The sequence below is a fragment of the Mesorhizobium sp. genome, assembly GCF_965229135.1.
GTDB lineage: Bacteria > Pseudomonadota > Alphaproteobacteria > Rhizobiales > Rhizobiaceae > Mesorhizobium.
On record NZ_OZ245860.1, the window covers coordinates 3,735,284 to 3,761,388 of the forward strand.

Here is a 26,105-nt window from a genome sequence, read left to right on the forward strand (position 1 = left end):
ATAGAGCTCTTGTTGGAAAGCAACATTTTCCGAGAAAAATGTTGCTTTATTACATGCGTCTCCGCATTCTGCGTCACCGCTGATGTCATCGCAGACAACGAAGCTGGCCGCGCGGCCAGCATAGTGCCGGACAGGAGAGAACAGAATGACCTTCGACAAGAACCCGTTTCCCACGGGTGACGCCGACCGCCATGCGCTTTGGGAAATGCTGGTGCGGCGCGACATCGACGCCTTCATCGGCCAGGACTGGTCGATGGTCGAGGATGATTTCGCGGCCGAAAGCTTCTTCGGCATGCACGCGCATTTCCTAAGCAACGCCGACGCCTGGCGGCTGCAGTTCCCGAGGCTTGAGGTCTATCGCGACGAATGGCTGCGCCAGGCCAGTGAGACGGCGGCAACGAAATTCGCCGAGCCGCTGCGCGAGGCGCTGTTTCGCGTCACCAATCTGCGCGACATCGATGTCGATGGCGACCGCGCCGTGCTGCACAAGAAGTTCGACGGCTCCGTTGCCAAGGCCGACGGCAGTGTCGACAGGCTGAAATGGCAAACGCTGTATTTCTGCCGCAAGGTCGCCGGAAGCTGGAAGATCGCCGGCTTCGTCGGCTATATGCCGTATCCGCTCGGAAGCTAGACTGGCCTGTTCAGCGCCCTCAGCGAAGGAGCGCAGGTGTAACGGCCTGCCTCCTCCAGCCACGCCACCGTCACCTCGACGCCGTAGAGCTCGCCCAGCGCTCGTGGCGTCAGCACGCCTTCGGGCGAGCCCGTGGCCACGATCGTTCCAGCCTTCATCAGCGCGACCTTGTCGGCGCAGGCGAAGGCATGGCCTGGATCATGCGTCGACAAAACGATGGTCAGGCCGGACGCGGCCAGCGCGCCGATGCGCTCGAGCACCCGGGCCTGGTTGCCGAAATCGAGGCTGGCGGTTGGTTCGTCCATGACGATCAGCGTTGGCTCCTGCGCCAGCGCTCGCGCGACCAGCACCATCTGCCTCTCGCCGCCGCTGATAGCCGAGAAGCTTCGCGAGGCGAGATGCCCGATGCCGAGCGTCTCGAGGGCGTCACGTGCCACCGCATGGTCGGCGGCTGAAGGCAGCGCGAAGGCGCCGATGCGGCTTGCCCTTCCCATCAGCACGACATCCATCACCTCGAACGGAAAATAGCCGGCGCTGACTTGCGGCACATAGCCGACGCGCCGTGCGAATTCCGGCCGTGAGAACGCCGACACCGCCCGTCCGTCCAGCTCCAGCCGGCCACCAAGGCTCGGAATGAGGCCGAGCAGCGTCTTGAACAACGTTGTCTTGCCGCAGCCATTGGGCCCTAGCAGGCAGAGCACTTCGCCCTGGTCGACCGACAGCGTCAGGTCGCGTCCGATCGGCGCACCACCATAGCCAAATGCCAGATCGACGGCGGACAGGATCATTGCCATCCCCGCCGCGTCGTCATCAGCAGCCAGATGAAGAACGGCGCGCCGATCGCCGCCGTCAGGATGCCCAGCGGCACCTCGATCTGCGCCATGCTACGCGCCAGCATATCGACGGCGACGAGGTAGCCGCCGCCCAGAAGCAGCGAGGCCGGAAGCAGTTTCGAGAAATTCGGGCCGACAAGCAGGCGCGCCACATGCGGCACCAGAAGGCCGATCCAGCCGATGATGCCGGAGATCGACACCGCCGCCGCCGTCATCAGCGTCGCCGCGGCAATGAGGATGATCCGCATCCGTGTCGTCTCGATGCCGAGCGCGCGCGCTTCCTGGTCGTCCAGCGTCATCAGGTTGACCCGCCAGCGCAGCAGCACCATCGGAATCAGGCCGACGATCATCGCCGGCAGCACCGACAGGAAATCGCCGCGCGTCACGCTTGCCAGGCTTCCCAGCAGCCAGAAGGTGATGGCCGGCAACTGGTTATAGGGATCGGCAAGCACTTTCAGCAGCGAAATGCAGGCGCCGAGCAGCGCGCCGATGGCAACGCCGGCGAGTACCAGCACAAGGATAGGGTCATGGCCGCGAACGGCGGCGCCGATCATATAGACCAGCCCGACCGCGCCCAGCCCGCCGGCAAAGGCCAGCCCCTGGATGGCCAGGACAGGCAGCGACAGGAAGATGCCCAGCACGGCACCAAGGCTCGCGCCTGCCGAGACACCGAGTATGTCCGGCGAGACCAGCGGGTTGCGGAACAGGCCCTGGTAGACTGTTCCGGCGGCGGCAAGGGAGGCCCCGACGAACAGGGCGCAGGCGACGCGCGGAAGCCGCACGTTCCACACCACGGCCTCCGCGGTCGCCGGGAGGCCGCTTGGCACTCCCGTCAGTTTCGCGCCGATGACCGTGACGATATCGCGCATGGAGACGTTATATTTGCCGATAACCAACGAAATAAGGACCACGACCACCAGCAGCAACGACGGAGCGGCGGTCCGAAAAATGGCGGCGGCCCTTGGCTGGCCTTGGCTCATGGCTTCGCCGCAGCTTGGGCAAGCAGGCCGTCGAGCTGCGCGTCCGTCAACTCGACATGATAGAAGTGCTTGTAGAAGTCGCGTGTTTCCGACCGCAGATCGACATGGCTGCCGGGATAGAGCACGCTGGTCAGCCAGGCGACGCCGATCAGCCTGTTGACCCCGGGCGGTGAATCGAACCAGCCGAACGGCAAGGTCGGCGCACGGTAGACCCGGCCTTGCTTGACCGCCGCGATGTCAGCCCATAGCGGGTCACGCAGCACCGAGGCCTGGAAATTGGGATCGAGCGTCAGGATGACCTCGGGGTTCCAAGACAGCACCTGCTCGAGCGAGACATTGGCCAGCCCGCCGGAACCCGCGGCCTCGGCGACATTGGCCGCGCCGACGGCGCCCAGAACCTCCATGTTGATGGAGCCGGCCAGCCCGGTCTCCAGCCCCTTGGGCCCACGGCCATAATAGACGCGCGGCCGCTTGTCGGCGGGAATGGCGGCGGCCACGGCATCGACGCGTTTCAGCGTCGTCTCGGCATAGCCAGCCAGTTCCTCGCCCTTGTCCTTGACGCCAAGCAGGTCGCCCAGCGTGCGCAGCGAATCCGGCGTCCTGGCGAAGGTACCGTCGATGAGGATGTAGGGGATGCCTGTCTGCTGCTGGACGCGATCGGCGAGCGAAGCATAGGTCGCATCGACGGTGCCGACATCGATGATGAGGTCGGGCTTCATCTTCAGCACCATCTCGATATTGGCCGTGTTGCCCTTGCCGGTCAGGCGGCCATAGGCGGGCAGGTCGCGGTAGGGTGCGGCGATGAAGGCCTTTTCGTCGGCGCCCGGTTCGCGCACCCAGCCGACCATCTTGTCCGGCGCCAGCGCGTAGAGCAGCACCGAAGCCGGTGGCCCGGCCGCCAGAACGCGGTGCACGGTGTCGGGGATCTCGACCTTGCGGCCAGCCGCATCGACGAAGCTGCGTGTTTCAGCGCCGGCTGGTTGTGGAAACAAGAACAGCGCCTGAAGCATCAGGCTGAGTGCGATCAGAAAACCGCGGCGATTCATGACCGTCTCCGTGCCCGGCAACCGTGGATGGGGCCATAGTTATGGTTGATCGGATACACCGGTCAAGCGGAACCACTGGAGCCACCGGCCCAGTTCAGGACCAATGATCCACCAATACGTTGGTCCATTCGCGCAATCGGCTAACGACGCTTGAACAAACCAAAATCCTCTGTATTCATACAAATATAACGACTGGCAACGCTGTGGGAAGCCGCGCAACCGAAACATGCGCTTCGGTGGTCGAAAACTGGGTTTGAAATACGATCGGGGGGCGATCCATTGCGACGCATATTGTCTGGAATTTCGTTGGTACTTTTGTCGAGCACCGTGCCCTTGGCTGGCGCTGCAGCCGAGGAAAAGCAGGAGATCAAGAAGAAGCCGGACGAGCAGCACGCACCCGCTCGGGAACGTTTTGCCGGCGGGACAGCGCCCGTCTTCGAACTTGGCCAGATCGTCATCTATGGCGGGACCGGCAAGCAGTCCGAGATTGGCGGCCAGTCGATCTCGCAAGGCGTCGTGACGGTCGAGGACATTCATGAAAGCAACCGCAACACGCTGGACGATGCCGTGGTGACCACGCCAGGCGTCGAGGTCGCCAACACCGGTGGCAGCCGCAACGAGCGGCTGATCTTCGTGCGCGGCTTCGACCGCTTCCAGGTGCCGCTCTATGTCGATGGCGTCCGCATCTATCTTCCCGCCGACAACCGCCTGGACTATGGCCGGTTCCTGACGCCGGACCTCGCCGAGATCCAGATCCAGAAGGGCTATGTCTCGGTTCTCAGCGGCCCCGGCGGCATGGGCGGCGCCATCAACCTGGTGACGAGGAAGCCGACGCGCGAGCTTGAGGGCGAGCTTCGCACCGGGGTCGATGTCGGCAACACCGGCAAGCTGGCAGCGTTCACCACATCCGGTTCCGTAGGCTCGAAGCAGGAGAACTTCTATCTGCTGGCCAGCGGTTCGTTCCGCGACAGCGACGGCTGGTTCCTGTCGCGCCACTACGATCCGGTCGCCATCGGCGGCGGCGTGGTCGAGGATGGTGGCCGCCGCGATTTCTCGAACGTCAGGGATTGGCGAGCCAACGTGAAGGCCGGCTTCACGCCGAATGCCACCGACGAATATGTGATCAGCTACACCCACCAGGAAGGCGACAAGGGGGCGCCCTTCAGCGTCCATGAACCGGTTCGCGGCATCACATCGCAACCACCCGGCACGACCTACCAGCGCAACTGGAACTGGCCTTACTGGAACATCGGCACCCTGGCTTTCAATTCCAACACGGCCATCGGTAACGAGTCCTACGTAAAGTCCAAGGTCTACTACAACAGCTTCGACAATCTGCTTTCGGCCTACGACGACGCGAAGTTCGAAAAGCGGGTGACGACACGCTCTTTCGACAGCTACTACAGGGATCACGCGCTCGGTTTCAGCCTCGAAGGCGGCACCGACTTGATCGCGATGAACACGCTGAAGACCGCGCTTCACTTCCGCCGCGACATTCACAACGAGCAGCAGCTGGTGGCGCCTGGCCTTCCGACATCCGTCATCGAACCTTGGCAGAAGACGGCCGAGGACACATGGTCCGTGGCCGCTGAGGACACGTTCCATGCCACCGACAGGTTGGATTTCGTTGGCGGTGTCAGCTACGACACCAACAGTCTGGGCATCGCGCAGGAATACAATACAGGCGCCGGCCTTTACGAATATCCGCGTGGCGGCAGCTCCGCCGTCAACTGGCAGTTCGCCAGCATCTTCCGGCAGAGCGACATTTCGGAATTCCATGCCAGCTTATCGTCGCGCAGCCGGTTCCCGACGCTGTTCGAACGCTTCAGCACGCGCTTCGGCGACGCGCTGCCCAATCCGGACCTTCGTCCCGAACGCGCCACGAACTATGAAATCGGTTGGTCGGGCAGGCCGCTCAAGACGCTGCAACTCGGCGGCTCGGTCTTCTACAGCGACCTCACCGACGTGATCCAGTCCTACAATGTCGGCGGTGGAAAGGTTCAGAACCAGAATGTCGGAGACGGCAGGTATTACGGCGTCGAGCTCTATGGCGAGTGGGAGGCCCTGTCCAACCTGACGCTCGGTGCGCGCTACACCTATCTGAAGCGGCAGTTGATCGATCCGGTGCGGCCCGGATTGCAGCCGATCGGTACGCCCGACCACAGCGCCTATATCTATGCCGAGTGGCTGCCGTGGGAAGATCTTACCGTGTCGCCGGGCATCGAACTCTACAGCGCGCGCTGGTCGACAGACCGTCTGGAGAACAATTTCTTCCAGACCAAGGGATTTGCCCTGGTCAATCTCAGCATGAACTACAGGCTGCGCGAGAACATGAGTTTCGACTTCGGCGTCAGGAATATCCTCGACACCGACTACGAACTGGCCGACGGTTTTCCCGAGCCGGGCCGGACATTCTTCCTGAGCTCCGCCATCACCTTCTGATCGCGGCAGCCGGAGGACTGGAGGGGCCGCGCCCGATGGGCGTGGCCCGAATACCCTTTACCCGATCCGCTGTGCAGAGCCGATCAGCACGGCGGCGCGATAGGCCGGCGTTCCATACCAGGCCATGCGGTCCAGCATCGGTCCGGCGACGGAAAGATCGAACACGTCGGCCGGTAGTTCGAACCGTTCCGGCTCGATCCACGGGTCGTTGATGAAATAGACCCCATCGCCATGGCCATGCACCAGGATCCAGTGCGGACAGGTGTAGCCCATCATCGGCGCCTGATCGATCAGCACCAGCGCCAGAAGCCCGCGATCCAGCGCCTGCCCCAGTTCGTCGATCGCGAAGGCGCGACGCTCGACGGGAATGCCCGCCAGCCCGGCCTCACGCTTGAAGCCGGCCTGGACGAACTCCATCAGGCCACGCCGTTCATCCGTGCTCGCGCGGTCGAGAAAGATCGGTTGCGCGCTGCTCATGAACACTTCGACCCGCAAGCCGCGCCGATGCGCGGCTAGCGCGAGGCCATAGGGGTCGCAGCCGCCCGGGCCGGTCGGGCCAATGATCGTCGTGGCTTCCCGCCACAGGTCGATCTCAAGCGTGCGATCAGGCTGGATCGCCGAATCGAGGCCGCCCATCGCCATGGCGAGTGCGGAGGGACCGCAGGTGAATCCGGCGCTTTGCGGATAGAATGGGGGTATAGCATCCGGCCGGTCCGGGCGGATGCCGATCCAGTGCTCGTGGAACGCGCCCCTGCCTTGCCAGGAATGCGCGCCGATGCGCCGGGAGATGTCTTCGTCGGCACGCAGGCACAGGACCGCTCGGCTGAACGCCTCCTTCTCCAGCATTTCGAGGACACGGGCGGTGTCGGCCGCGAAAAAGCTTGGCGCGGTCCAGAACAGAACGATGCGCATCATCGCCGCGACCGGGCGACGCTGGCCGATCATGACCGCGACAGGGCGACCTTCGGCGCTGTGTTGCACGACACCGAGGACGCCGGCGATGGCCTGCAAGGCAGACACATGCCTCGCAACGTCCGGCGGCAAGGCAGCGCAGAGCGCTGCCCAGCTATCGGCCCGCGCATCAAGGACGGCCATGCCGTCGGCGGCATTCACATGGAGGCGTTGCATCGGCTTGTGCCCGGATTTGTGTGGCTGGCAGTTCACCGATCCCGTACCATTCGCAATCGGCGACATCGTGGCCCCATCTGGAACCAAGGCGGTCCCCGTTTGATGATGATGGTACCGATATAATTCCGTAGACTGATTGATCAGTCAACGATAATCTAAAACCTCCTTGGACCGCGAGGGCGTCCGGCTTTCATGACACTGCGCAAACTGCTTCCCTCGCCCAACGCGATCTTCATGTTCGAGGCCGCCGCGCGCCATCTCAATTTTACCGTCGCGGCTCGGGAATTCAATGTCACCCAGTCGGCGGTCAGCCGTATGATCGCGCGGCTGGAAAGCCATCTCGACGTCAAGCTTTTCATCCGCTCGCCGACCGGTATCGAACTGACCGATGAGGGCCGCATGCTGTATGGCGCCGTCGGCAGTGGTTTCCAGCAGATCGAGATCGCGCTGGACGATATTCGCGCGCGGCAGGGTGAAGCGGGAACCGTCACGCTGTCCCTCTCGTCGGCCTTCGCCATGCACTGGTTCATGCCGCGTTTCGACCGCTTCCAGGCGAGCTTTCCGGGCATCGACCTGCGCTTTCAGCTGGTGCGCGGCGAGCCGAGCGGACCGGTCGAGGATGTCGACCTGGCCATCCGCTACAACCAGCCGCCAAACGCCGAGCAGCAGAGCTGGGAGCTGATGGAAGAGGTCGTGCTGCCGGTCTGCAGCCCTGCCTACCTTGCGGAACATGGCAGCCTCGACGATTGCGCCGATCTCGGCCGGCACACGCTTGCCCATCTTTCCGGCTCGATCCGCATCCCCTGGCAGCGCTACCTGGCCCAGTTCGACTATCCGCAGCCGGCGGGCAGCCGCAGCCTGACCTTCTCGGATTATACGCTGGTCATCCAGTCGGCCATCAAGGGACGAGGCATGGCGCTCGGCTGGTGGCATGTCGTGGCGCATGAATTGCTCCAGAAAGGCCTGGTCAAGGGCGGCCGGCATGAGTTGCGCACCGGCGACCACTATTACCTGGTGGCAACGGCCAGGCGTCCGCTGCGCAAGCCGGCGATCCTGGTGCGGGACTGGCTGCTCAACGAAATGGCCGTGCTGAAACAGGAAATCCTGGCGAGCTGAGCAATCGGGGAAAGCCGGCGCGTCCCGGGGCCATGACCTGTAGTCATCGGCTCGTGACTATTTCGGACCGTGCGCGATCGATTCCGCGTCCTATAGTCATCCCTGTCCGCGAAGCCGCGAAACCAAGAACACCCGCAGCACGACGGACGAGGCTTTGGGAACGAGCCGAGGGAGCAGATTGTTGACTGGAGCCATTGCCGCCGTTGACGGCATGACAGAAGCCGGGCATCGCCTCGATCCGCTGCTGCGGCCGGCATCGATTGCCTTTGTCGGCGCATCCATCCGCCCCAATACGCCGGGCAATACGATGGTCCGCGCGGCGGCGATGGACGGCTTTCGGGGCCGGCTCTACGCAATCAACCCGAAATACGATGCGGTCGAAGGCGTGCCCTGCTTTCCAGATCTGGCAAGCCTGCCCGAGACGGTTGATCACGTCGTGCTCGGCGTCGCCAACGATTACCTCGAAGACAATCTGCTGGCGGCTGTGCTCCACGGCGCCAAGGCTGTCACCATCTTCGCCAGTTGCGACCTGACCGGTGCCGCCAATGACGGCCTCGCCGATCGGCTGGCAAGGATAGCCGAGGACGCCGGCATCGTCATTTGCGGCGGCAATGGCATGGGTTTCTGCAACCCTGGCATTGGCCTGCGCGTCTCCGGCTACGCGTCCGATCTCGCCATGAAACCTGGCGGTGTGGCGCTGATCACCCAATCGGGTTCGGCGTTCAGCGCGCTGGCCTACAATGACCAGCGGCTGAAATTCTCGCTCTGTGTTTCCAGCGGCCGCGAACTGACGACCACGGCCGCCGACTATGTCGACTGGGCGCTCGACCAGCCCGCGACAAAGGTCGTCGGCCTGTTCCTGGAAACGGCGCGCAAGCCCAGGGAGTTCGCGCGCTGCCTCGAAAAGGCGGATAGTCGCGGCATTCCCGTCGTGGTGCTGAAGGTCGGGCGCACGGAACTGAGCGCGGGCTTCGCCGCCAGCCATAGCGGCGCCATTGCCGGTGATGACGGCGCCTATGAGGCGCTGTTCACAAGATGGGGCGTGGTCAGCGTCGATACGCTGGACCAGTTGGCGGCCAATCTGCTGCTGTTTTCCGCGGGCAGGCCGGCCGCGAGCGGCGGCCTTGCCAGCCTGCATGATTCCGGCGGCGAGCGCGAAATGGTCGCCGATCTCGCGGCAAGGGCGGGCGTGCCGTTCGCGACCATCTCTGAAACGACCAGAGAGGATCTGCGGCTTCATCTCGACAGCGGGCTGCAGCCGGCGAACCCGCTCGATGTCTGGGGTTCCGGTTCTGATTTCGAGACGCATGTCGAGGCCTGCATGGACGCCATGCTGGCCGATCCCGACACCGCCGTCGGGGTCCTGTTCCAGGACATCCGTGACGGCTCGTATATCGCCGAAGGCTTTACCCGGGCGGTGATCCGCTCCCGCGCCAAGACCGGCAAGCCCGTTGCCGTGGTCAGCAACTACGCGACGGTGAATCACCGCGCGCTGGCGCTTGCCACCACCGAAGCCGGCGTGCCGGTCATCGACGGCACCGACGAGGGGCTGCACGCCATCCGCAATCTCCTGGCCTTCCGCGACCGCCGCTCCCTCCAGCATACCTACCCGCCCGCGGTGCCCAGAGGTATCCGCGAGCGTTGGCGGACCCGCCTCGGCCAAGGCTTGCCCTTCGACGAAAGCGAAGCGCTGGCGCTGCTGGCCGACTACGGCATCGCCACACCCCATTCGATCAGGGCCAACACATCGGCCGAGGTCCTCCAGGCAGCGCGCGACATCGGCTTTCCCGTCGCCCTCAAGACCGCGGCCGGCATCCAGCATAAGTCCGACCAGGCCGGCGTGGTGCTCGGGCTCGCCGACGAGACAGCGCTGGGACGGAGCTACTGCGACATGTCGGCACGGCTCGGCCCCCAGGTGCTCGTCGCCGCCATGGCGCACAAAGGCGTCGAGATCGCCTTTGGCCTGATCCGTGACGAACAGTTCGGGCCCTATCTGGTCGTCGCCTCGGGTGGCATCTGGATCGAAATCCTCAAGGACCGCGCCGTCGCCCTGCCGCCGCTGAGCTTCGAACAGGCGCGAGCCCTGGTCGGCAGGCTGAGAGCCAGCCCCTTGTTCGATGGCGCGCGCGGCATGCCGCCGGCCGACAAACCGGCGCTTTACGCGGCACTTGCCCGTTTCTCGATGCTGGCCGCCGATCTTGGCGATCTCATCGACGAGATGGACGTCAACCCGCTGCTGGTTTCCGATCGCGGCTGCGTCGCCGTCGACGCACTTGTCGTTGGCAGGAATGCCAACCGCTCATCACGATAAATCGAGGACGTCCATGAATTTCGATCTCAGCCCACGCGAAAAGGAACTCTCCAGGAAGGGCCGCGACTTCTGCGACCAGGTCCTGCTGCCGCTGGAGCAGATCACCGACGAGCACGGCGAACTGCCGATGGAGCGCCGCGAGGCCGTGAGGCAGCAGGTGCGTGACTGGGGCCTGGCCGGCATCAATCATGCCAAGGAAAATGGCGGGCTTGGCCTGTCGATGGTCGAGCAGACGGCGATCGAGGAACAGCTCGGCCGCGTCACCAACGGCCTGTGGAGCTGTGTCTGGCGCCCGCCTGTCAGCCTGAAGTTCGGCACGTCCGCGCAGAAGCGGGACTATCTGGTACCCTCGATCGAAGGCCATCGCCGTGGCGCCTTCGCCATCACCGAGCCCGAGGCCGGTTCCGACCCGCGCCGGGTGAAGACCCGCGCCGTGCTGAAGAACGGGGAGTGGCTCCTGAGCGGCGAAAAGTGGTTCGTCACCTCCTACAACGCCTCGGACTTCATCATCGTCCACGCCCATGTCGATGACGATCCCGACAAGCCGACGCTGTTTCTCGTCGACAAGCCGGCCACGAACATGGTGCATCTGCGCTCGCCGAAGTTCATGCATAATTTCGCCTTCGACCATGCCGAGCTTCGCTTTGAGGACACGCCGGTCGGCGAGGACAGGATGCTTGGCTGCATCGGCCAGGGTCTTGAGTTGACCAAGGACTGGTTCGTCGAGGCCCGGCTGCAGATCGCCTCGCATGCCGTGGGCGCGGCGACCCGGGCCGCCGAGATCGCCAATGACTACGCCACGACCCGCCACCAGTTCGACCGGCCGATCCGCGACTTCCAGGGGGTGGAGTTCATGCTGGCGGACATGGCGGTCGAGATCTTCGCCGCCAAGTCGATGCTGTACCGCGTTGCCTGGGAGATCGATCAGGGGCTCGACCGCAAGCGCGTTCACGCCCATGCCAGCGCGCTGAAACTATACTGTTCGGAGACCGCCGGCCGCGTCATCGACAAGGCGTTGCAGGTCCTGGGCGGACGCGGTTACATGCGTGAAAACCCGGTCGAGCGCCTCTACCGTGACATCCGCGTCGACCGCATCTGGGAAGGCACGTCGGAAATCCAGCGGGTGGTCGTCGCCGGCCAGATCCGCAAACGCGGTATCGGCATCTTCAGCGAGGTTGCCTGACCCATGCCAGCGCACCACGGGAATCGAAAGGAGCAGCTGTCTTGATGTCGCGCCGGCATCTCGAAACGGCATGCCTGCTTGGCCCGGCCCTGGCCGTGCTGGCGCTGCTGTTCGTGGTGCCGCTGGCGCGGCTCTTCTCGCTGGCATTCACCGATCCCGCCGGCCCCTTCGCGACTTTCGGCGTGCTCGCCGAAAGCGGCGTCTACCGGCAGGTGATGTGGAATACCTTGGTCGTGGCCGTCATCGTGACCGCGCTTTGCGCATTGCTGGCCTGGCCGGTCGCCTATGTGCTGTCGCGCCTCAAGGGTGCCTGGTTCGCGGTGGCGCTTTACGGCGTGCTGTTTCCCTTCTGGATATCGGTTCTGGTACGGACCTTCGCCTGGATGATGCTGCTCGAACGCAACGGGCCGATCAACCGGCTGCTGATGAGCACGGGTCTCACCGACGCGCCGCTTGCGCTGCTCTTCAACAATGTCGGCGTGCTGGTCGGCATGATCCACATTCTCCTGCCCTACATGATCCTGCCGCTCTATGGCGCGATGATCCGCATCGACCGCCGGCTGCTGTTGGCCAGCGACGGGCTCGGCGCCGGTCTGCTCGACACCTTCCGCCGCATCTACTTTCCGCTCTGCCTGCCCGGCCTCGCCGGCGGCGCGACCTTCGTCTTCCTGCTGTCGCTCGGTTTCTTCATTACCCCGGCACTGCTGGGCGGCTCGAATGCCATCACGCTGTCCATGCTGATCGCCAGCTTCGTCAACGACCGCCTCGCCTGGTCGCTCGCCGCCGCCGGCTCGATGGCGCTGCTGGCGATCGTGCTCGTCCTGATGGGGCTGACCGCAAGGCTGCTGCCGATGGAGAAAGGGTTCTTCGCGCGATGAACAGGCTGCCGCTTTCGCTGCGCATCGCCGCCAATGCCGGCGCCAGCCTGGTCCTGGCCTTCCTGGTGCTGCCGATCCTGGCCGTGATCCCCGCCTCCTTCAACAAGGCGAGCTTCATCTATCTGCCGCCGCGCGCATGGTCCGGCGTCTGGTACGAGCGTTTCCTCGCCGATCCGGAATGGCGCAGTTCCCTGTTCAACAGCGTCGAGGTCGCGACGCTGGCGACGGTGATCGCGGTGGTGCTTGGAACGCTTGCGGCGATCGGGCTGCGCCGCATCGACGGTCGTCTGCGAACCTTCGTCACCGGCCTGTTCCTGGCGCCGATGATCGTGCCGGTGATCGTCACCGCCGTGGCACTCTACCGCAGCGCGCTCGATGTCGGACTGAGCGGCACCATCCTGGGCATGAGCCTCGGCCATGCGCTGCTGGCGCTGCCTTTCGTGGTCATCAATGTCGGCATCGCCCTGCGCGCCGTCGACGGCAACTGGCTGAAGGCGGCCGCCGGCCTCGGCGCCGGACCATGGACTATCTTTCGCACGGTCACCTTGCCCAACATCGTGCCCGGCATTGTCGGCGGCGCCATCTTCTCCTTCATCACCTCCTTCGACGAGGTGATCGTCGCCGTGTTCATGGCCGGCTATTCCTCGAAGACGCTGCCGGTGAAGATCTGGGAATCGATCCGGCTGGAATTCACGCCGGTCATCGCCGTCGCCGCGACCGTGATGATCGCGCTGGCGATCGTGCTGTTCGCCGTGGCGCAGATCGTCAGCAGCAAGACCGGAGGCCGGACACTGTGACTCAATCGGGACTGCCGCTGCGGCTTGCCGGCCTGTCGAAGAACTATGGAAGCTTCAAGGCGCTGGAGCCGACGAACCTCGACGTGAATGCCGGCGAGTTCCTGACGCTGCTTGGCCCCTCCGGTTCGGGCAAGACGACGCTGCTCAATCTGACCGCCGGCTATATCGAACCGACGGCTGGCGAAATCCGCATCGGCGAGCGCGACGTGACGCACACGCCGGCCCGCCACCGCAACATCGGCATGGTGTTCCAGAACTATGCGCTGTTTCCGCACATGAGCGTTGGCGAGAATGTCGCCTATGGCCTGAGCGTGCGCCGCCTGCCGAAGCCGGACATTGCCCGGCGTGTCGCGGAAATTCTCGCCCTGATGCGGCTCGACGGCTTCGCCGACCGGCCGATCCAGCAACTGTCGGGCGGACAGCAGCAGCGCGTGGCGCTGGCCCGCGCGTTGGTCATCGAACCGGACGTGCTTTTGATGGACGAGCCGCTTGGCGCGCTCGACAAGCAGCTTCGCCGCTCCGTTCAGCTCGAACTGCGCCGGCTTCACCAGCGCCTCGGACGCACCACCATCTATGTCACCCACGACCAGGAAGAAGCGCTTGTGCTGTCCGACCGCATCGCGGTGATGGACAGCGGCCGCATCCAGCAATTGGGAACGGTCGACGATCTCTACGATCGCCCCGTCAACGCCTTCGTCGCGGGCTTCATCGGCGAGTCCAATCTGTTGCCTGTGCGCGTTCTATCGGCCTCGGGCGGCCAGGCCTCCGTGGATGTCGAAGCGTTTCGAAGGACGTTTGCGGTCGACGCCGCGCCCGGCACCATGCCCGGCGAGCCGGCGCGGCTGCTGATCCGGCCGGAGCATGTCGAGCTTGGCCAGGGCGGCGATGGCGTAGCCGCCGAGATCGTCGAGGTGATCTACCTTGGCGAACTCACACAGCTCACGCTTCGCTTGGAGAGCGGCCAGACGCTCGCCGCCCGCCAGATCACCGACCGGACATTGCAGGCCGGCGCCAAGGTCCATGTATCGTGGAAACCGGGCAATGTCCGCGCCGTCCCTCATACCCAACCCAAACCCACCAAAACGGAGAAAGCTGATGCATAGGCGTACTTTCCTTCTGACGGCAGCGGGCGGCCTGCTGGCCGGCGCGACGGGTCTTCCCAAGCTGGCCAAAGCGGCCGGCCGGCCCTTCACCTTCACCTCCTGGGGCGGCGCGTTGTCGAATGCGGAAAAGTCGGCGTTCATCGATCCCTTCGGCCAGTTGAAGGGCATCGAGGTCATCAACACCTCGCCGACCGAGACAGCCAAGATCAAGGCCATGGTCCAGGCCAAGGCGGTCGAGTGGGACCTCGTCGATGTCGGCGGCCGCACCGTCTGGCAAGGTGGCAATGACGGCTTTCTCGAGCCGATCGACGTGTCGAAGATACCCAATGCCGCCGCGCTCGAAAAAGGCTGGATCGCGCCGAACGGCATCGCCACCTCCACGGGCGCCACGGTCATCGCCTGGTCGAAGACGGCATTTCCGGATGCCGGTCCGCAATCCTGGGCCGATTTCTGGGACGTGAAGCGCTTCCCTGGCCCGCGCGGCCTCTATCGCTTCTTCTACTACAACTACGAAGCCGCGCTCCTGGCCTCCGGCCTGAAGCCATCGGAAGTGTTTCCCTACACGACCGAAAAGGCCGACATGGCCATGGCGAAGATCAAGGAACTGAAGCCGCACGTCACAGTCTGGTGGGGCAGCGGCGCGCAGCCGCCGCAACTGCTGTCGTCGGGCGAGCTGGCTCTGTCCTCGGCCTGGAGCGGCCGCGTGCTCGCCGCCGAGGCCGAAGGCGCGCCCGTCGGCTTCACCTACAAGGACGGCATCGCCTGGGCCAACTGGTGGGTCATCCCAAAGGGATCGCCCAATGTCGAGCTGGCGCATGAAGCGATCAACTTCGCGTTGGCCGAGCCGCAGCAAGCTAAACTGCTGGCCCTCAAGACCTATGGTCCCGTGCTCAGCACCGCGACGGCCGGAGCGGATGCCGAGACGAAGAAAATCCTCGTCATGTCGCCCGACAACATCAAGGACATGCTGATCCTCAATGAAGGCGAGGCCGACAAATACTCGGTCGCCTATGAGGAAAAGTGGAACCAGCTGATGCTGCAATGACCTGAAACGACATCCCCGACGCTCCGGCACATCGTTTGCCGGAGCGTTTTCCTGCCAATGCGCCCAGGGAGAGCAACACATGCCCGCCGCCGGTCCCTTCGCCCTGCCCGCCAGTCTCTGGGCGGCGACCGCGAGTCCTGCGCCGCGATATTCCCAGGCAAAGGGTGACATCACCGCCGACGTCGCCATCGTCGGCGCGGGCTATACCGGTCTCAGCGCCGCGCTGCACCTGTCGCAGGCCGGCCAGAAGGTGGTCGTGGTCGAAGCCAGCGAGCCCGGCTGGGGCGCCTCGGGACGCAATGGCGGCCAGATCATCGCCGGGCTGAAGCACGATCCCGAGAAGCTCGAGGCCAAGTTCGGAGCCGCGCTGGGCGCCGCCATCGCCGGGACGATCGGCGGTGCCGCCGACCTGGTCTTCGACATCATCGAAAAATACGCCATCGACTGTCACGCCAGACGCAGCGGCTGGATCCAGGGCGCGCATGGCGTCAGGGGCTTCGAGGAGATCGTGACGCCGCGCTTTCGCCAGTGGCATGCGCGTGGTGTCGGGGCCCGCCTGCTCGATCGCAACGCGATGGCGGCGCTCACCGGCTCGTCACCCGATGCCTATCATGGCGGCTGGTTCGATCCGCGCGGCGGCGTGCTGCAGCCGCTCAGCTATGCGCGCGGGCTGGCGGCCGCCGCGATGTCGCAAGGCGCGACCATCCTGGCGAATACGCCGGTGCTCGGGGTGAAGTCCGCGAGCAAGGAATGGGTCTTGGATCTGGGCCAGCGCAGCGTCCGCGCGCGCCACGTGATCCTGGCGACCAACGCCTATACCGGAGATCTCTGGCCCGGGCTGCGCCAGACCGTCATTCCCGTCACCAGCTTCCAGATCGCCACGCAGCCACTGCCGCCGGCGGTGCGCGACACCATCCTGCCGGGCGGCCAGGGTGTCGCCGACACGCGCCGGCTGCTGCTCTATTTCCGCCTCGACCACGAAGGCCGGCTGATCATGGGCGGCCGCTCTCCTGTCGACGACAACCCGACGATGCAGGACGCCGCGCCATTAAAGGCGGCGCTTGCCCGCACCTTTCCGCAGGCCGCCGATGCGCCGGTCGACTTTGTCTGGAGCGGCAAGGTGGCCATCACCAAGGATACGATGCCCCACATCCATGTCCTGGCCCCCGGCCTGTTGACGGCACTCGGCTGCAACGGTCGCGGCGTGGCAACATGCACGGCCATCGGCAAGCTCTTGTCCAGCCTTGCGACCGGAACCGCACCGGCCGACCTGCCATTCCCGGTGACCATGCCGGACCCCTACGCGCTGCATGCCCTGCGCAAGGTAGGGGTCTTCGCCGTCAGCCAGTATTACCGGGTGCTGGACGGTCTGGGCCGTGTTTGATTTTCCATGAACTGACTGGCGGATGGCCGGTTGATTACCCGGCTAAGGAATGGCGCCGATCTCGCATTTGACTTGCATCGCCATACCGATCCGTAAGTATTTGGCGGCGGGCGCCAGGCTCGCATTCATGATAGAGACAGGCGTCAACGTTCTCGGGAAAAGAGTCATGGCCGGCTTCGCACCCATGGTTTCAACCATAAGCGCTGCCTTCCTCGCATCGTTCGTCGAGGTGGTCGAGGCATTCACCATCGTCCTGGCCGTCGGCCTGACGCGGGGATGGGGCCCGGCATTCACCGGTTCGGCGCTGGCCCTGGCGGTCCTGGCCGCCCTGGTGCTGGCGTTCGGACCGCTGCTGGCGCTCGTTCCCATCACCACCCTGCAGTTCGTGGTCGGTGTCCTGCTGATCCTGTTCGGGATGCGGTGGCTGCGCAAGGCCATACTGCGCGGCGTCGGCGTCATCGCGCTGCATGACGAGGAAGCGGCCTTCTCCAAGGAGACCGCCCTTCTGCGCCAGCAGGCGGACGATCGGCGGGCCAACTATCTGGCTGGACTGGCGGCGTTCAAGGCCGTGCTGCTCGAGGGCATCGAAGTCGTCTTCATCGTCATCGCCGTCGGGGCCGCGCATGGGCAGACGCTCTACGCCAGCCTCGGCGCATTGGCGGCATTGGTGCTGGTGCTGTTGATCGGTCTGGCCGCGCACCGTCCCCTGGCCCGCGTGCCGGAGAACACGCTGAAATTCGTGGTCGGCCTGATGCTGACCAGCTTCGGCATCTTCTGGACCGGCGAAGGCATAGGTGCCGACTGGCCGGGCGCCGACCTTGCCCTTCTGGTGATCTTCGCCATCCTTGCGCTGGCGTCCTGGGCGATCGTGCACTGGCTGCGCCGCACCTATCCTGCCTCCGCGGGAGGGCTGGCCCGATGACCATCGTGCGCCTTGTCGTGCGCGAGATCGTCGGCATGTTCATCGACGACGGCAATCTGGCGCTGCTGGCGCTGCTGGCGCTGATCCTGATCGGGGCAGTGACCGCGGCGGTCAGATTTCTGGCGCTGCCGCCCCTGCCTGGCGGCATACTCCTTCTCGTGGGCTGCCTTGCCATCCTGATCCATAGCGTCCACCGCGCGGCACAACGGCGATAGGCAAGCACTCGTCCCCAGCCTTCGCCATTCCATGTCCATCTTTACGAAACTGTAAGCCCCCGGAAAGACAGGGGTGATTTCAGCTCCCTATCGTGTTGATGCCGGCAGGAATTTGTCCTCGCCGGGACCGCGGGCAAAGGTCATGGGCAGGCAAGCCCGCTCATCCTAGGATACGGGACTCTGGCCATGCTCTTGCTTACCCAACGCATCGCACCAGTTCTCAACCGGGTTCCCGATGTCAGCGTCGACTTCTGGCTGATCAAGCTCATGGCTGTGACCATGGGCGAAACGGCGGCGGACTATCTCGCCATCAATCTTGGTCTCGGCCTGACGGTCACATCGCTGATCATGGCCGGCGTCCTGATCGTCGCGCTCGTCCTTCAGTTCGGACAGAAGCGCTACACACCCTGGGCCTACTGGCTGACAGTCGTGCTCGTCAGCGTCGTTGGCACCCTGATCACCGACAATCTCGTCGACAATTTCGGCGTGCGGTTGCAGACCACGACGATCGCGTTCAGCGTCCTGCTCGCGATGACATTCTCGGTCTGGTACGCCAGCGAAGGAACGCTGTCGATCCACACCATCCACACGACGAGACGCGAAATCTTCTACTGGCTGGCGATCCTCTTCACATTCTCGCTGGGGACCGCCGCGGGCGATCTGGTCGCGGAAAGCTTCGACACCGGCTACCTGACGACTGGCCTCCTATTCGGCGGCGTCATCGCGCTCATTGCCTTCGCCTACTACGCCCTGAAGATCAACGGCGTCCTCGCCTTCTGGCTCGCCTACATCCTGACCCGGCCACTTGGCGCCTCGTTCGGGGATCTTCTCTCGCAGCCGGCCGAATATGGCGGCCTGGGTCTGGGGACGACCTTTACCAGCCTGGTGTTCCTTGGCTGCATTCTAGCCCTCGTCCTCTACATGACGATGAAAAAGGACGACGAGGAAATCGGGGAGATCCTGCTTTGATCCGAGCGGCATGATCCAGAATGATCATGCGCGAACTCACCGGCGGGCAAGGCGCGCCGGATATCCTAGGAACCGGTGATCGCCGATGCTAGCATATGGCCGCGACAAGCCTCGGTAACAGACCGGAACAACCATGCGCCTTCTTCTTGTTGAGGACGACCCGCGAACGGCCGACTATGTGATGCGAGGCCTGACCGAGGCCGGTCATGTCTGCGATCTCTTGCGCAACGGCCATGACGCCCTCTTCGCCGCGACGCGCGGAGCCTATGACGTGATCATTGCCGACCGCATGATCCCCGGGCTTGACGGCTTGTCCATGATCAAGGCGGTGCGCGCCGCCGGCGTGCGCACGCCGGCGATCTTCCTGACATCGATCGGTGGCGTCGACGACCGCGTCGAAGGCCTGGAGGCGGGCGGCGACGATTATCTGGTCAAGCCATTCGCCTTTTCCGAACTGCTCGCCCGCATCAACGCGCTTGGCCGCCGGCCGGCGGCGCAGGAGCAGAAGACCACCTTGCGAGTGGCCGACCTGGAGATGGACCTGATCATGCGCCGCGTCACACGGCAGGGTCACACGATCGACCTTCAACCGCGGGAATTCAGCCTGCTGGAGGTCCTGATGCGCGGCGAGGGACGGGTGATAACCCGCACCATGCTGCTGGAACGTGTCTGGGATTTCCATTTCGACCCCAAGACCAGCGTGGTCGAGACCCATATCAGCCGGCTGCGAACCAAGATCGACAAGCCGTTCGAAATCCCGCTTATCCACACGGTCCGCAACACCGGCTACAGCCTGCATGCACCGGTTTAGCCTGCTTCGCAGCACACCGTTCAGGCTCGCGCTCACATTCGCATTCCTGTTCGTGCTTGCCTTCGTGCTGTCGAGCGCCATCGTCTACCAGTTGATGAGTGCTGACCTTGCCGATCGGCTGGACGAAACCATTCTGCAGACTTACTCGGTCGTCGCGTCGGCCTATGCCGACGATGGTCTGGAAGATCTGATCCTGGCCGTGGAAAGCCATTCCAAGGTGGGCTCGGTCAACGAGCAGATCTTTTCCCTCACGGGGCCCGAGGGCAATCACATCGCCGGGAACTTCACCATAGCGGGCCTGCCCGACGGGTTCTCCATGTTCAATGTCGCAACGCCCGGGATGCGTTCGAATGCCGGATATCGGGCCTACTCGGGTACGGTCGGCGGGAACTACCTGACCGTGGCCTTCAGCCTTTCCGAAACCAGGGAACTGGAGCGGATCGTGTTGATGAGTTTCGGCTGGGGAACGCTCATCATCACCGGCCTTGCGGTGACTGGCGGCGCCCTGCTGGCGTCGCGCGTCCAGCGTCGGCTCGACGGCATCGCGGCGACCATGGTCGACGTTTCGCACGGAAAACTCGACGCACGCATCCCGCTGATCGGAAATGGCGACGACATTGATGTCGTCTCCGGCCAGGTCAACGACGCGCTCGAAAGATTGTCGGCGCTGGTCGACGGGATGAGGCACGTCAGCGCGAACATCGCCCACGACCTGAAGACGCCGTTGAACCGTCTCCAGATGATCCTCGACGTCGCTTCGCAGAAAACCACTTTTGGCCAGGAGGTCTCGGACGATCTCGCGGAAGCCCGGGTCGAAGCCGTGCAGATCAACGAGACCTTCGACGCCCTGCTGCGCATCGCGCAGATCGAGGCCGGCGCGCGCAAGGCGCGCTTTACCGATCTTGATCTCGGCGCCGTGGTGGAAACCATCGCCGAGATCTACGCCGACGTCGCGGAGGATGACGGCAAGTCCCTGTCGGTAACCGCGCTTCAGGCGGGAAGCCAGATCCATGGCGATCGCGAACTGCTGACGCAGCTGTTCGCGAACCTGGTCGAGAACGCGTTACGGCATTGCCCTGAAGGCACGGTCATCAAGCTGTCAGTCACTATGGAAGCCGATCACGTTCTCGCCAAAGTCAGTGACAACGGGCCCGGAATTCCGACCGAAGAGCGCGAGAAGGTGTTTCAACGTCTCTACAGGCTCGACATCAGCCGGACCACGCCAGGCAGCGGCCTCGGCCTGAGCCTGGTGCGGGCCATAGCCGATCTGCATGGCGCGACCGTTGCCCTTCAGGATTGCGATCCAGGCCTGGCTATAACCGTGAGTTTCCCGAGAGCCAGGAGCTGAGAGGCGGTTGCGGCAGGAGCCGGCGCGATTCGACGTTCCCCGATGAACCGCTTTATCGCGTCCGCCAGGTAATGGCGGAATTGGTGATGTAGTTCCAGGCCGAGCCGACGGCGGCGGCGGCGAGGCCCGCCACCCACCAGCGCGACGAACTGGTGTAAAGCAGCGACGACACGCCAACGCCCGCAACGACCCCGAAACTGCAGAGCGCCGCGAACATGACGAAGCCGGTCAGGAAGCGCCAGCCGCGCCGGCGCTTGTCGCGGTAGGTAAAGGCATTGTTCAGCGTGTAGTTGAACGCCATTGCCGTGAACATGGCGATGGTCTGGGCCATGGCGAAGGGCAGACCGTCCGGCAACAGGGCGTGCAGGACGAACAGGTGAACCAGGACGCCCAGTGAACCGACCAGGCCGAACGCAAGGAATCGCGTCGAAATCAGGTCGCCCGATGCCTTGGCGATCAACAAGCCCAGATATTCGGCCACGACCATGGAATCGAGCTTGCTCTGCCCGTGCAGGCGAGCGCCGAACACATAGGGGATCTCGCGGATACGCAGGGGCTTCGGCGAAGACGCGACGATGTCCAGCAGGATCTTGAACCCCTGCTGCGACAGCTTGGGCGCAACCGCTTCGACGATCTCACGGCGCAGCATGAAGAACCCGCTCATCGGGTCATTGATCGGCGCCTTCAGGAGCAGCCGTGCAAGGTGCGTTGCCAGCCTGCTGCCGCTCGAGCGCAGCCTCGTCAGGCCGCCGCCGGCCCCTTTCGATGTCTCGTACCGGCTGGCGATGACCATATCGGTCCCGCCGCCGCGCATGATCCCCAGCATGCCGGCAAGGCATTTCTCGTCATGCTGCAGATCACCGTCCATGACGGCGATGATGGGCGCCGAACTCGAAAGAGCGCCTTCAAGGCAGGCGCCGGCGAGGCCGCGACGGCCGATGCGCCTGATGCCGCGAACGCGTGAGTTGTGGGCGGCTATGTCGCGAACCGCCGCGATCGTTCCGTCTTTCGAATCGTCATCGACGAAAACGACTTCCCATTCGATTCCCCGCAACGCGTCGTGTAGCCGGGTGACCATCAACTCGACATTGGCGCGCTCGTTCAAGGTGGGTACGACAACGGTCAGTTCCACGCCCCTGTTCTGGTTCGCCGCAACCACGGGCTCCGGCTCGGGTCGCGTCTCGCCGGAGTTGTCCGCCAACCGGGATATGACTGTCTGGTTCATGGCAAAGGCCTGCTGTCTGGAGACGCAGCACTATCCTGAATCGTTGGCTGCAAGGGGTTGGCTCGCCTGATCGGCAGGATCAGGATCTCGAATATCGGGAAGCCAGCAACGCTCTGGGTGACATGCCGGGCAGGACCATCCACGACGAAAAGCTTGCCCAGGCTGTTGCGGTATTCTTGTTCCCGCTCGGCTTCCTTGCCGAAGTTGAGGGCTCCGACGAAGAAGCCCTTGCCGCGGACGTCCAGGCGTTTGTCATCCATGAACTGAAAGTGGCGGGGATCGCCGGGGAGCACCTCGATTGGAACGTTCGGCCCGAGTGCATGGGCAATCCTGGCACCCTGCATCCAGTCCGCGGCGACGACATAGGCGTCGGCGCCGCTGAGGTCGCTGCTCTCGGTGTCATTGGTCAGCTCCGACCAGTCGACGAGTTGCCAGTTGATGTCGAACTTCGTTGCCCGTTCATGGAAGGGGCGGGTGAAGGCGCCGGTCGTCGTCTGCAACGCAAATCCCACGGCCAGAAGCGGAACGACGATCGCCGCCGTGGCAAATGACACCCGCAGCAATCCGGGCTTGCGTTCGGCGAAGCGGCCGCACCACTGGCCAACGAGAGGAAAGGCGAACAGGAACCCGCTCATCGACCAATGCGGCAGGGAATGGGCGCTGAACAGCGCGGCCATGTCGAAGAAAACCACCGGAAGCACGGCAATCAGTGCGAAGAAGCGATCGGCGACCGACGAGCCGGTGCTGACCCCCTTCCATATGCATACGATCGCCACGATCCATACGACTGGCCACACATAGGCCGCCTGGCCGACCAAGGTGATAGCGAGATTTCCTGGATGCAGTAGATGGCCTTCGGTCGCGAGGCCTCGCCCGGACTGGAACGCGAAGGACACCCATTCATGGTTCATGTTCCACAGCACGACCGGAAGCAGACCGAGCAGTGCGATGACGCCAGCGACCCATGGACCTGGCGTGGCAAGTTCGGCCCGCCCAGGCTTTGTCGACACGAGGATAAGCAACGCGGAAACGCAGAAGAGGCCCGCCTGGTATTTCGACATCAGGGCGAGGCCGAGCGCCACGCCCGCGACGCTCCATCGCAGAAGCGCATGGGGCGGCGCCTTGCCAAGCAGCATCGGCGCGACGGCCCAGGCACTCGCCAGCAGGAAGAAATTCAACGGGCCGTCCGGCACCACGAAATGGCCGGCCGAAATGAGGAAGAAGGGCGCAACCGTGTACCACGCCACCGCCCAGAACGCGGCCACCGCGCCATAGGCCTGACGGCTCAGGTCGAAGAGCAGCAGCGCCGATAACGAACCAAGCAGCACATAGGGAAGCCGGACAAACAGCCGGCATTCACACCCCGTTATGTCCGCCATCAGCCGGCCGAGCGCAAAGCCGAGCGGAGGATGATCGAAATAGGACAGCGAGTGACTGCGCGACACCACCACCGCATAGGCCTCGTCGATCGACAACGGGATGACCGCCGCAAGGGCTATCCGCAAGACCAGGAATGCCCCGACCAGAAGAATCATCCGGAAGGCTGGGGCGGCTGATGGAGCACCGGCCCTGGAGAACCACCCGGCAATGGCAGGCGATCCGCCGAATGCCGCCAGTTCCGGGGAGCCGGGCCGCATCGCTTCTACCAGATCCACAGCATCTGCCAGCGCCCATCAGGCGCGGAACAATTCCCTGAAATGACAATTAGCAGGAAAAAAATAGTAAAAAGCATAGCGGATGTAGTGATCCATATGCCTTTACTTGACGCAATTATGTGACTGCCGCGCGGCATATGCAATTCCTGAGAGATAACAGTGTATGAAATTTGTGGCTTATATTTGTCAGTGGTATCTTCGACGGTAGCGTCAATACGCTGCTGCAGATCGACCGTGGATATATCCTGTCAAACATACTGGCAATTTGCTGAATTCTTACAAATCGGTAAGAAGCCTATCGCACGCGATCCGGCCGATCCGGCGATGATCAGCGATCGATGCGCGTCGACAGGATGATCGACGACGACGTCCGCTCTACCCCTTCCATGGCGCCGATCTGGTCGAGAAGCGAATCCAGGTCCTTGATCGAGGGTGCCGCGACGATGACGATCATGTCGAAATTGCCGCTGACGGAATGAAGGGTCCGAACCGCCGCCAGGGAGCGCAGGCTGCGCACCACCTTGTCGGCGAGCTTGGGCGTCACGGTAAGCAGTACATGCGCGCGCACCAGGCCTTGCTCGCAATCCGGTGCCAGCCGCACGCCATAACCGCTGATGACGCCGCGCTGCTCAAGCCGCTCGATCCGGCTCTGCACTGTCGTGCGCGACACGCCGAGGCGGCGCGCCAGGTCAGCCGTCGATGCCCGCGCGTTCTCGCGCAGCAGGGAAAGCAGGGCCTGTTCCGCGTCACTGAGCATTTCGACGAAACCTTTTGGCGTATTGAATGGAATTGAGTTTCGATTCGAACAATTCCACGCTTCCTTTCGACAGGCAAGCTGCGATCCTCGGCCATGTCACCCAAAGGCGCGCAGCGTTTTTGGGACAACGGCATTGCCTGAAACAAAAGTATCAAATCAACATTCGAGCGAGGGATCGATCATGAACAAAATTGTTGTCGTAGGCGCCGGTAAGATCGGTTCGACCATCGCCGAGATGCTCGCCGAGACCGGCGACTATCATGTCACCCTAGTCGATCGCTCGGCGGCCCAGCTTGGCTCCGCGGAACTGCCGGCGACCGTCGCGACGCTCGAGCTCGACATCGAGGCGCCCGGCGTTCTCGAAGCGGCGCTCGCCGGCAAATTCGCGGTGCTCAGCGCCGCCCCCTTCCATCTGACGACGCGCATCGCCGAGGCGGCGGCAAGTGCCGGCGTGCACTATCTCGACCTGACGGAGGACGTCGTCAGCACCAGGCGGGTCAAGGAACTGGCACGCTCGGGCAAGAGCGCCTTCATTCCGCAATGCGGACTGGCGCCAGGCTTCATCTCGATCGTCGCCAACGACCTCGCCAGCCGTTTCGACACGCTGGAAAGCGTGCGCATGCGCGTTGGCGCCCTGCCGCAATACCCGTCCAATGCGCTGAACTACAATCTGACCTGGAGCACCGACGGCGTCATCAACGAATATTGCGAACCCTGCGAGGCCATTGTCGAAGGCGAACTGGTCGAAGTTCCGCCGCTGGAAGAGCGCGAGGAGTTCTCGCTCGACGGCGTCACCTATGAAGCGTTCAACACCTCCGGCGGGCTGGGCACGCTGGCCGAGACGCTGAAGGGCAAGGTGCGCACCCTGAACTACCGTACCATCCGCTATCCCGGCCACGCCGCGATCATGAAGGCGCTGCTCAACGATCTCGGCCTGCGTCACCGCCGCGACGTGCTGAAGGACATTTTTGAAAGCTCCCTGCCGGCAACGCTGCAGGACGTGGTCATCGTCTTCGTCACCGTGTCGGGCCGCAAGAACGGCCGCCTGCTGCAGGAAACCTACGCCAACAAGATTTACTCGAGGCGCGTCGGCCAGACGGTGCGCAGCGCCATCCAGATCACCACGGCGTCCGGCATCTGCGCCGTGCTCGACATGCTGGCGGACGGTAGCCTGCCGGCGACCGGCTTCGTCAGGCAGGAAGACATCGCGCTGGATGCCTTCCTCGCCAACCGCTTCGGCCGCGCCTACGCGCAGCACGAGATGGTGACGCGGCTGGCGAGCTGAGGCGCCTGGTCTCACCCCTCGAGGGGGAGATGTCGCCGAAG

23 protein-coding genes are annotated in these 26,105 nt (G+C 63.9%); 16 read left to right on the forward strand and 7 right to left on the reverse strand.

Features of this window, described 5'->3' with window-relative positions; translation table 11 throughout:
- Positions 1-145 precede the first annotated feature (145 nt).
- Complete coding sequence (locus tag ACO07C_RS17675) at positions 146-631, forward strand: hypothetical protein (RefSeq protein ID WP_421915437.1); 486 nt, start codon at positions 146-148, stop codon at positions 629-631.
- Here the strand turns inward: ACO07C_RS17675 and ACO07C_RS17680 are convergent.
- From ACO07C_RS17680 to ACO07C_RS17690, 3 genes are read right to left on the reverse strand one after another with little or no spacing between them, the layout of a single operon-like run.
- A complete protein-coding gene (locus ACO07C_RS17680; protein WP_421915439.1) occupies positions 628-1,419 on the reverse strand; it encodes an ABC transporter ATP-binding protein in 792 nt (263 codons plus the stop codon). The two genes, ACO07C_RS17675 and ACO07C_RS17680, sit on opposite strands and share 4 nt — an antisense overlap.
- Positions 1,416-2,444, reverse strand: a complete 1,029-nt coding sequence (locus ACO07C_RS17685) for a FecCD family ABC transporter permease (RefSeq protein ID WP_421915440.1) — start codon at positions 2,442-2,444, stop codon at positions 1,416-1,418. The genes ACO07C_RS17680 and ACO07C_RS17685 overlap by 4 nt, the downstream gene beginning before the upstream one ends.
- Positions 2,441-3,454 carry an iron ABC transporter substrate-binding protein gene (locus tag ACO07C_RS17690; RefSeq protein WP_421917558.1) on the reverse strand — a complete coding sequence of 338 codons (1,014 nt, stop codon included), beginning with the start codon at positions 3,452-3,454 and terminating at the stop codon, positions 2,441-2,443. The genes ACO07C_RS17685 and ACO07C_RS17690 overlap by 4 nt, the downstream gene beginning before the upstream one ends.
- Before the next feature lie 342 nt (positions 3,455-3,796).
- Between ACO07C_RS17690 and ACO07C_RS17695 the strand changes: the two genes are divergently transcribed.
- Positions 3,797-5,932 (forward strand): TonB-dependent receptor plug domain-containing protein, encoded by a 2,136-nt coding sequence (locus ACO07C_RS17695; RefSeq protein WP_421915441.1) that lies wholly within the window; start codon positions 3,797-3,799, stop codon positions 5,930-5,932.
- A 57-nt stretch (positions 5,933-5,989) separates the two neighbouring features.
- On the opposite strand, the gene ACO07C_RS17700 is transcribed toward ACO07C_RS17695, so the two are convergent.
- Positions 5,990-7,060, reverse strand: coding sequence for a peptidase C39 family protein (locus ACO07C_RS17700; RefSeq protein WP_421915442.1), 1,071 nt, complete (start codon positions 7,058-7,060; stop codon positions 5,990-5,992).
- A gap of 192 nt (positions 7,061-7,252) precedes the next feature.
- On the opposite strand from ACO07C_RS17700, the gene ACO07C_RS17705 reads away from it, so the two are divergent.
- From ACO07C_RS17705 to ACO07C_RS17765, 13 genes are all read left to right on the forward strand, one after another.
- On the forward strand, positions 7,253-8,176 hold the full coding sequence (locus ACO07C_RS17705) for a LysR substrate-binding domain-containing protein (protein WP_421915443.1): 924 nt from the start codon (positions 7,253-7,255) through the stop codon (positions 8,174-8,176).
- Between the two features lie 181 nt (positions 8,177-8,357).
- Positions 8,358-10,487, forward strand: a complete 2,130-nt coding sequence (locus tag ACO07C_RS17710; protein ID WP_421915444.1) for an acetate--CoA ligase family protein — start codon at positions 8,358-8,360, stop codon at positions 10,485-10,487.
- A gap of 13 nt (positions 10,488-10,500) precedes the next feature.
- Entirely contained in the window at positions 10,501-11,670 is a 1,170-nt protein-coding gene (locus ACO07C_RS17715; protein ID WP_421915445.1) for an acyl-CoA dehydrogenase family protein, read from the forward strand.
- 44 nt (positions 11,671-11,714) lie between these two features.
- A complete protein-coding gene (locus tag ACO07C_RS17720) occupies positions 11,715-12,548 on the forward strand; it encodes an ABC transporter permease (protein ID WP_421917559.1) in 834 nt (277 codons plus the stop codon).
- Entirely contained in the window at positions 12,545-13,345 is an 801-nt protein-coding gene (locus tag ACO07C_RS17725) for an ABC transporter permease (protein ID WP_421915446.1), read from the forward strand. Before ACO07C_RS17720 ends, ACO07C_RS17725 begins: the two co-directional genes overlap by 4 nt.
- Positions 13,342-14,448, forward strand: coding sequence for an ABC transporter ATP-binding protein (locus ACO07C_RS17730; RefSeq protein WP_421915447.1), 1,107 nt, complete (start codon positions 13,342-13,344; stop codon positions 14,446-14,448). The genes ACO07C_RS17725 and ACO07C_RS17730 overlap by 4 nt, the downstream gene beginning before the upstream one ends.
- The gene (locus ACO07C_RS17735) at positions 14,441-15,493 is read left to right on the forward strand and encodes an ABC transporter substrate-binding protein (protein WP_421915448.1); all 1,053 of its coding nucleotides are present in this window, start codon (positions 14,441-14,443) and stop codon (positions 15,491-15,493) included. Before ACO07C_RS17730 ends, ACO07C_RS17735 begins: the two co-directional genes overlap by 8 nt.
- A gap of 79 nt (positions 15,494-15,572) precedes the next feature.
- A complete protein-coding gene (locus tag ACO07C_RS17740; RefSeq protein WP_421915449.1) occupies positions 15,573-16,877 on the forward strand; it encodes an NAD(P)/FAD-dependent oxidoreductase in 1,305 nt (434 codons plus the stop codon).
- Between the two features lie 166 nt (positions 16,878-17,043).
- Positions 17,044-17,799, forward strand: a complete 756-nt coding sequence (locus tag ACO07C_RS17745; RefSeq protein WP_421915450.1) for a COG4280 domain-containing protein — start codon at positions 17,044-17,046, stop codon at positions 17,797-17,799.
- The gene (locus tag ACO07C_RS17750; RefSeq protein WP_421915451.1) at positions 17,796-18,014 is read left to right on the forward strand and encodes a hypothetical protein; all 219 of its coding nucleotides are present in this window, start codon (positions 17,796-17,798) and stop codon (positions 18,012-18,014) included. Before ACO07C_RS17745 ends, ACO07C_RS17750 begins: the two co-directional genes overlap by 4 nt.
- Before the next feature lie 186 nt (positions 18,015-18,200).
- Positions 18,201-18,983: a hypothetical protein gene (locus ACO07C_RS17755; protein ID WP_421915452.1), complete on the forward strand. Its 783-nt coding sequence runs from the start codon at positions 18,201-18,203 to the stop codon at positions 18,981-18,983.
- A 133-nt stretch (positions 18,984-19,116) separates the two neighbouring features.
- A complete protein-coding gene (locus tag ACO07C_RS17760; RefSeq protein ID WP_421915454.1) occupies positions 19,117-19,794 on the forward strand; it encodes a winged helix-turn-helix domain-containing protein in 678 nt (225 codons plus the stop codon).
- Entirely contained in the window at positions 19,781-21,142 is a 1,362-nt protein-coding gene (locus tag ACO07C_RS17765; protein WP_421915455.1) for an ATP-binding protein, read from the forward strand. Before ACO07C_RS17760 ends, ACO07C_RS17765 begins: the two co-directional genes overlap by 14 nt.
- Positions 21,143-21,194: 52 nt before the next feature.
- Here the strand turns inward: ACO07C_RS17765 and ACO07C_RS17770 are convergent, their stop codons facing one another.
- From ACO07C_RS17770 to ACO07C_RS17780, 3 genes are all read right to left on the reverse strand, one after another.
- Entirely contained in the window at positions 21,195-22,367 is a 1,173-nt protein-coding gene (locus ACO07C_RS17770; protein WP_421915456.1) for a glycosyltransferase, read from the reverse strand.
- On the reverse strand, positions 22,364-23,902 hold the full coding sequence (locus ACO07C_RS17775; RefSeq protein WP_421915457.1) for an ArnT family glycosyltransferase: 1,539 nt from the start codon (positions 23,900-23,902) through the stop codon (positions 22,364-22,366). The genes ACO07C_RS17770 and ACO07C_RS17775 overlap by 4 nt, the downstream gene beginning before the upstream one ends.
- 448 nt (positions 23,903-24,350) lie before the next feature.
- Entirely contained in the window at positions 24,351-24,779 is a 429-nt protein-coding gene (locus ACO07C_RS17780; protein WP_421915458.1) for an Lrp/AsnC family transcriptional regulator, read from the reverse strand.
- Between the two features lie 181 nt (positions 24,780-24,960).
- Between ACO07C_RS17780 and ACO07C_RS17785 the strand changes: the two genes are divergently transcribed.
- Positions 24,961-26,064: a saccharopine dehydrogenase C-terminal domain-containing protein gene (locus tag ACO07C_RS17785; protein ID WP_421915459.1), complete on the forward strand. Its 1,104-nt coding sequence runs from the start codon at positions 24,961-24,963 to the stop codon at positions 26,062-26,064.
- Positions 26,065-26,105: the final 41 nt, after the last annotated feature.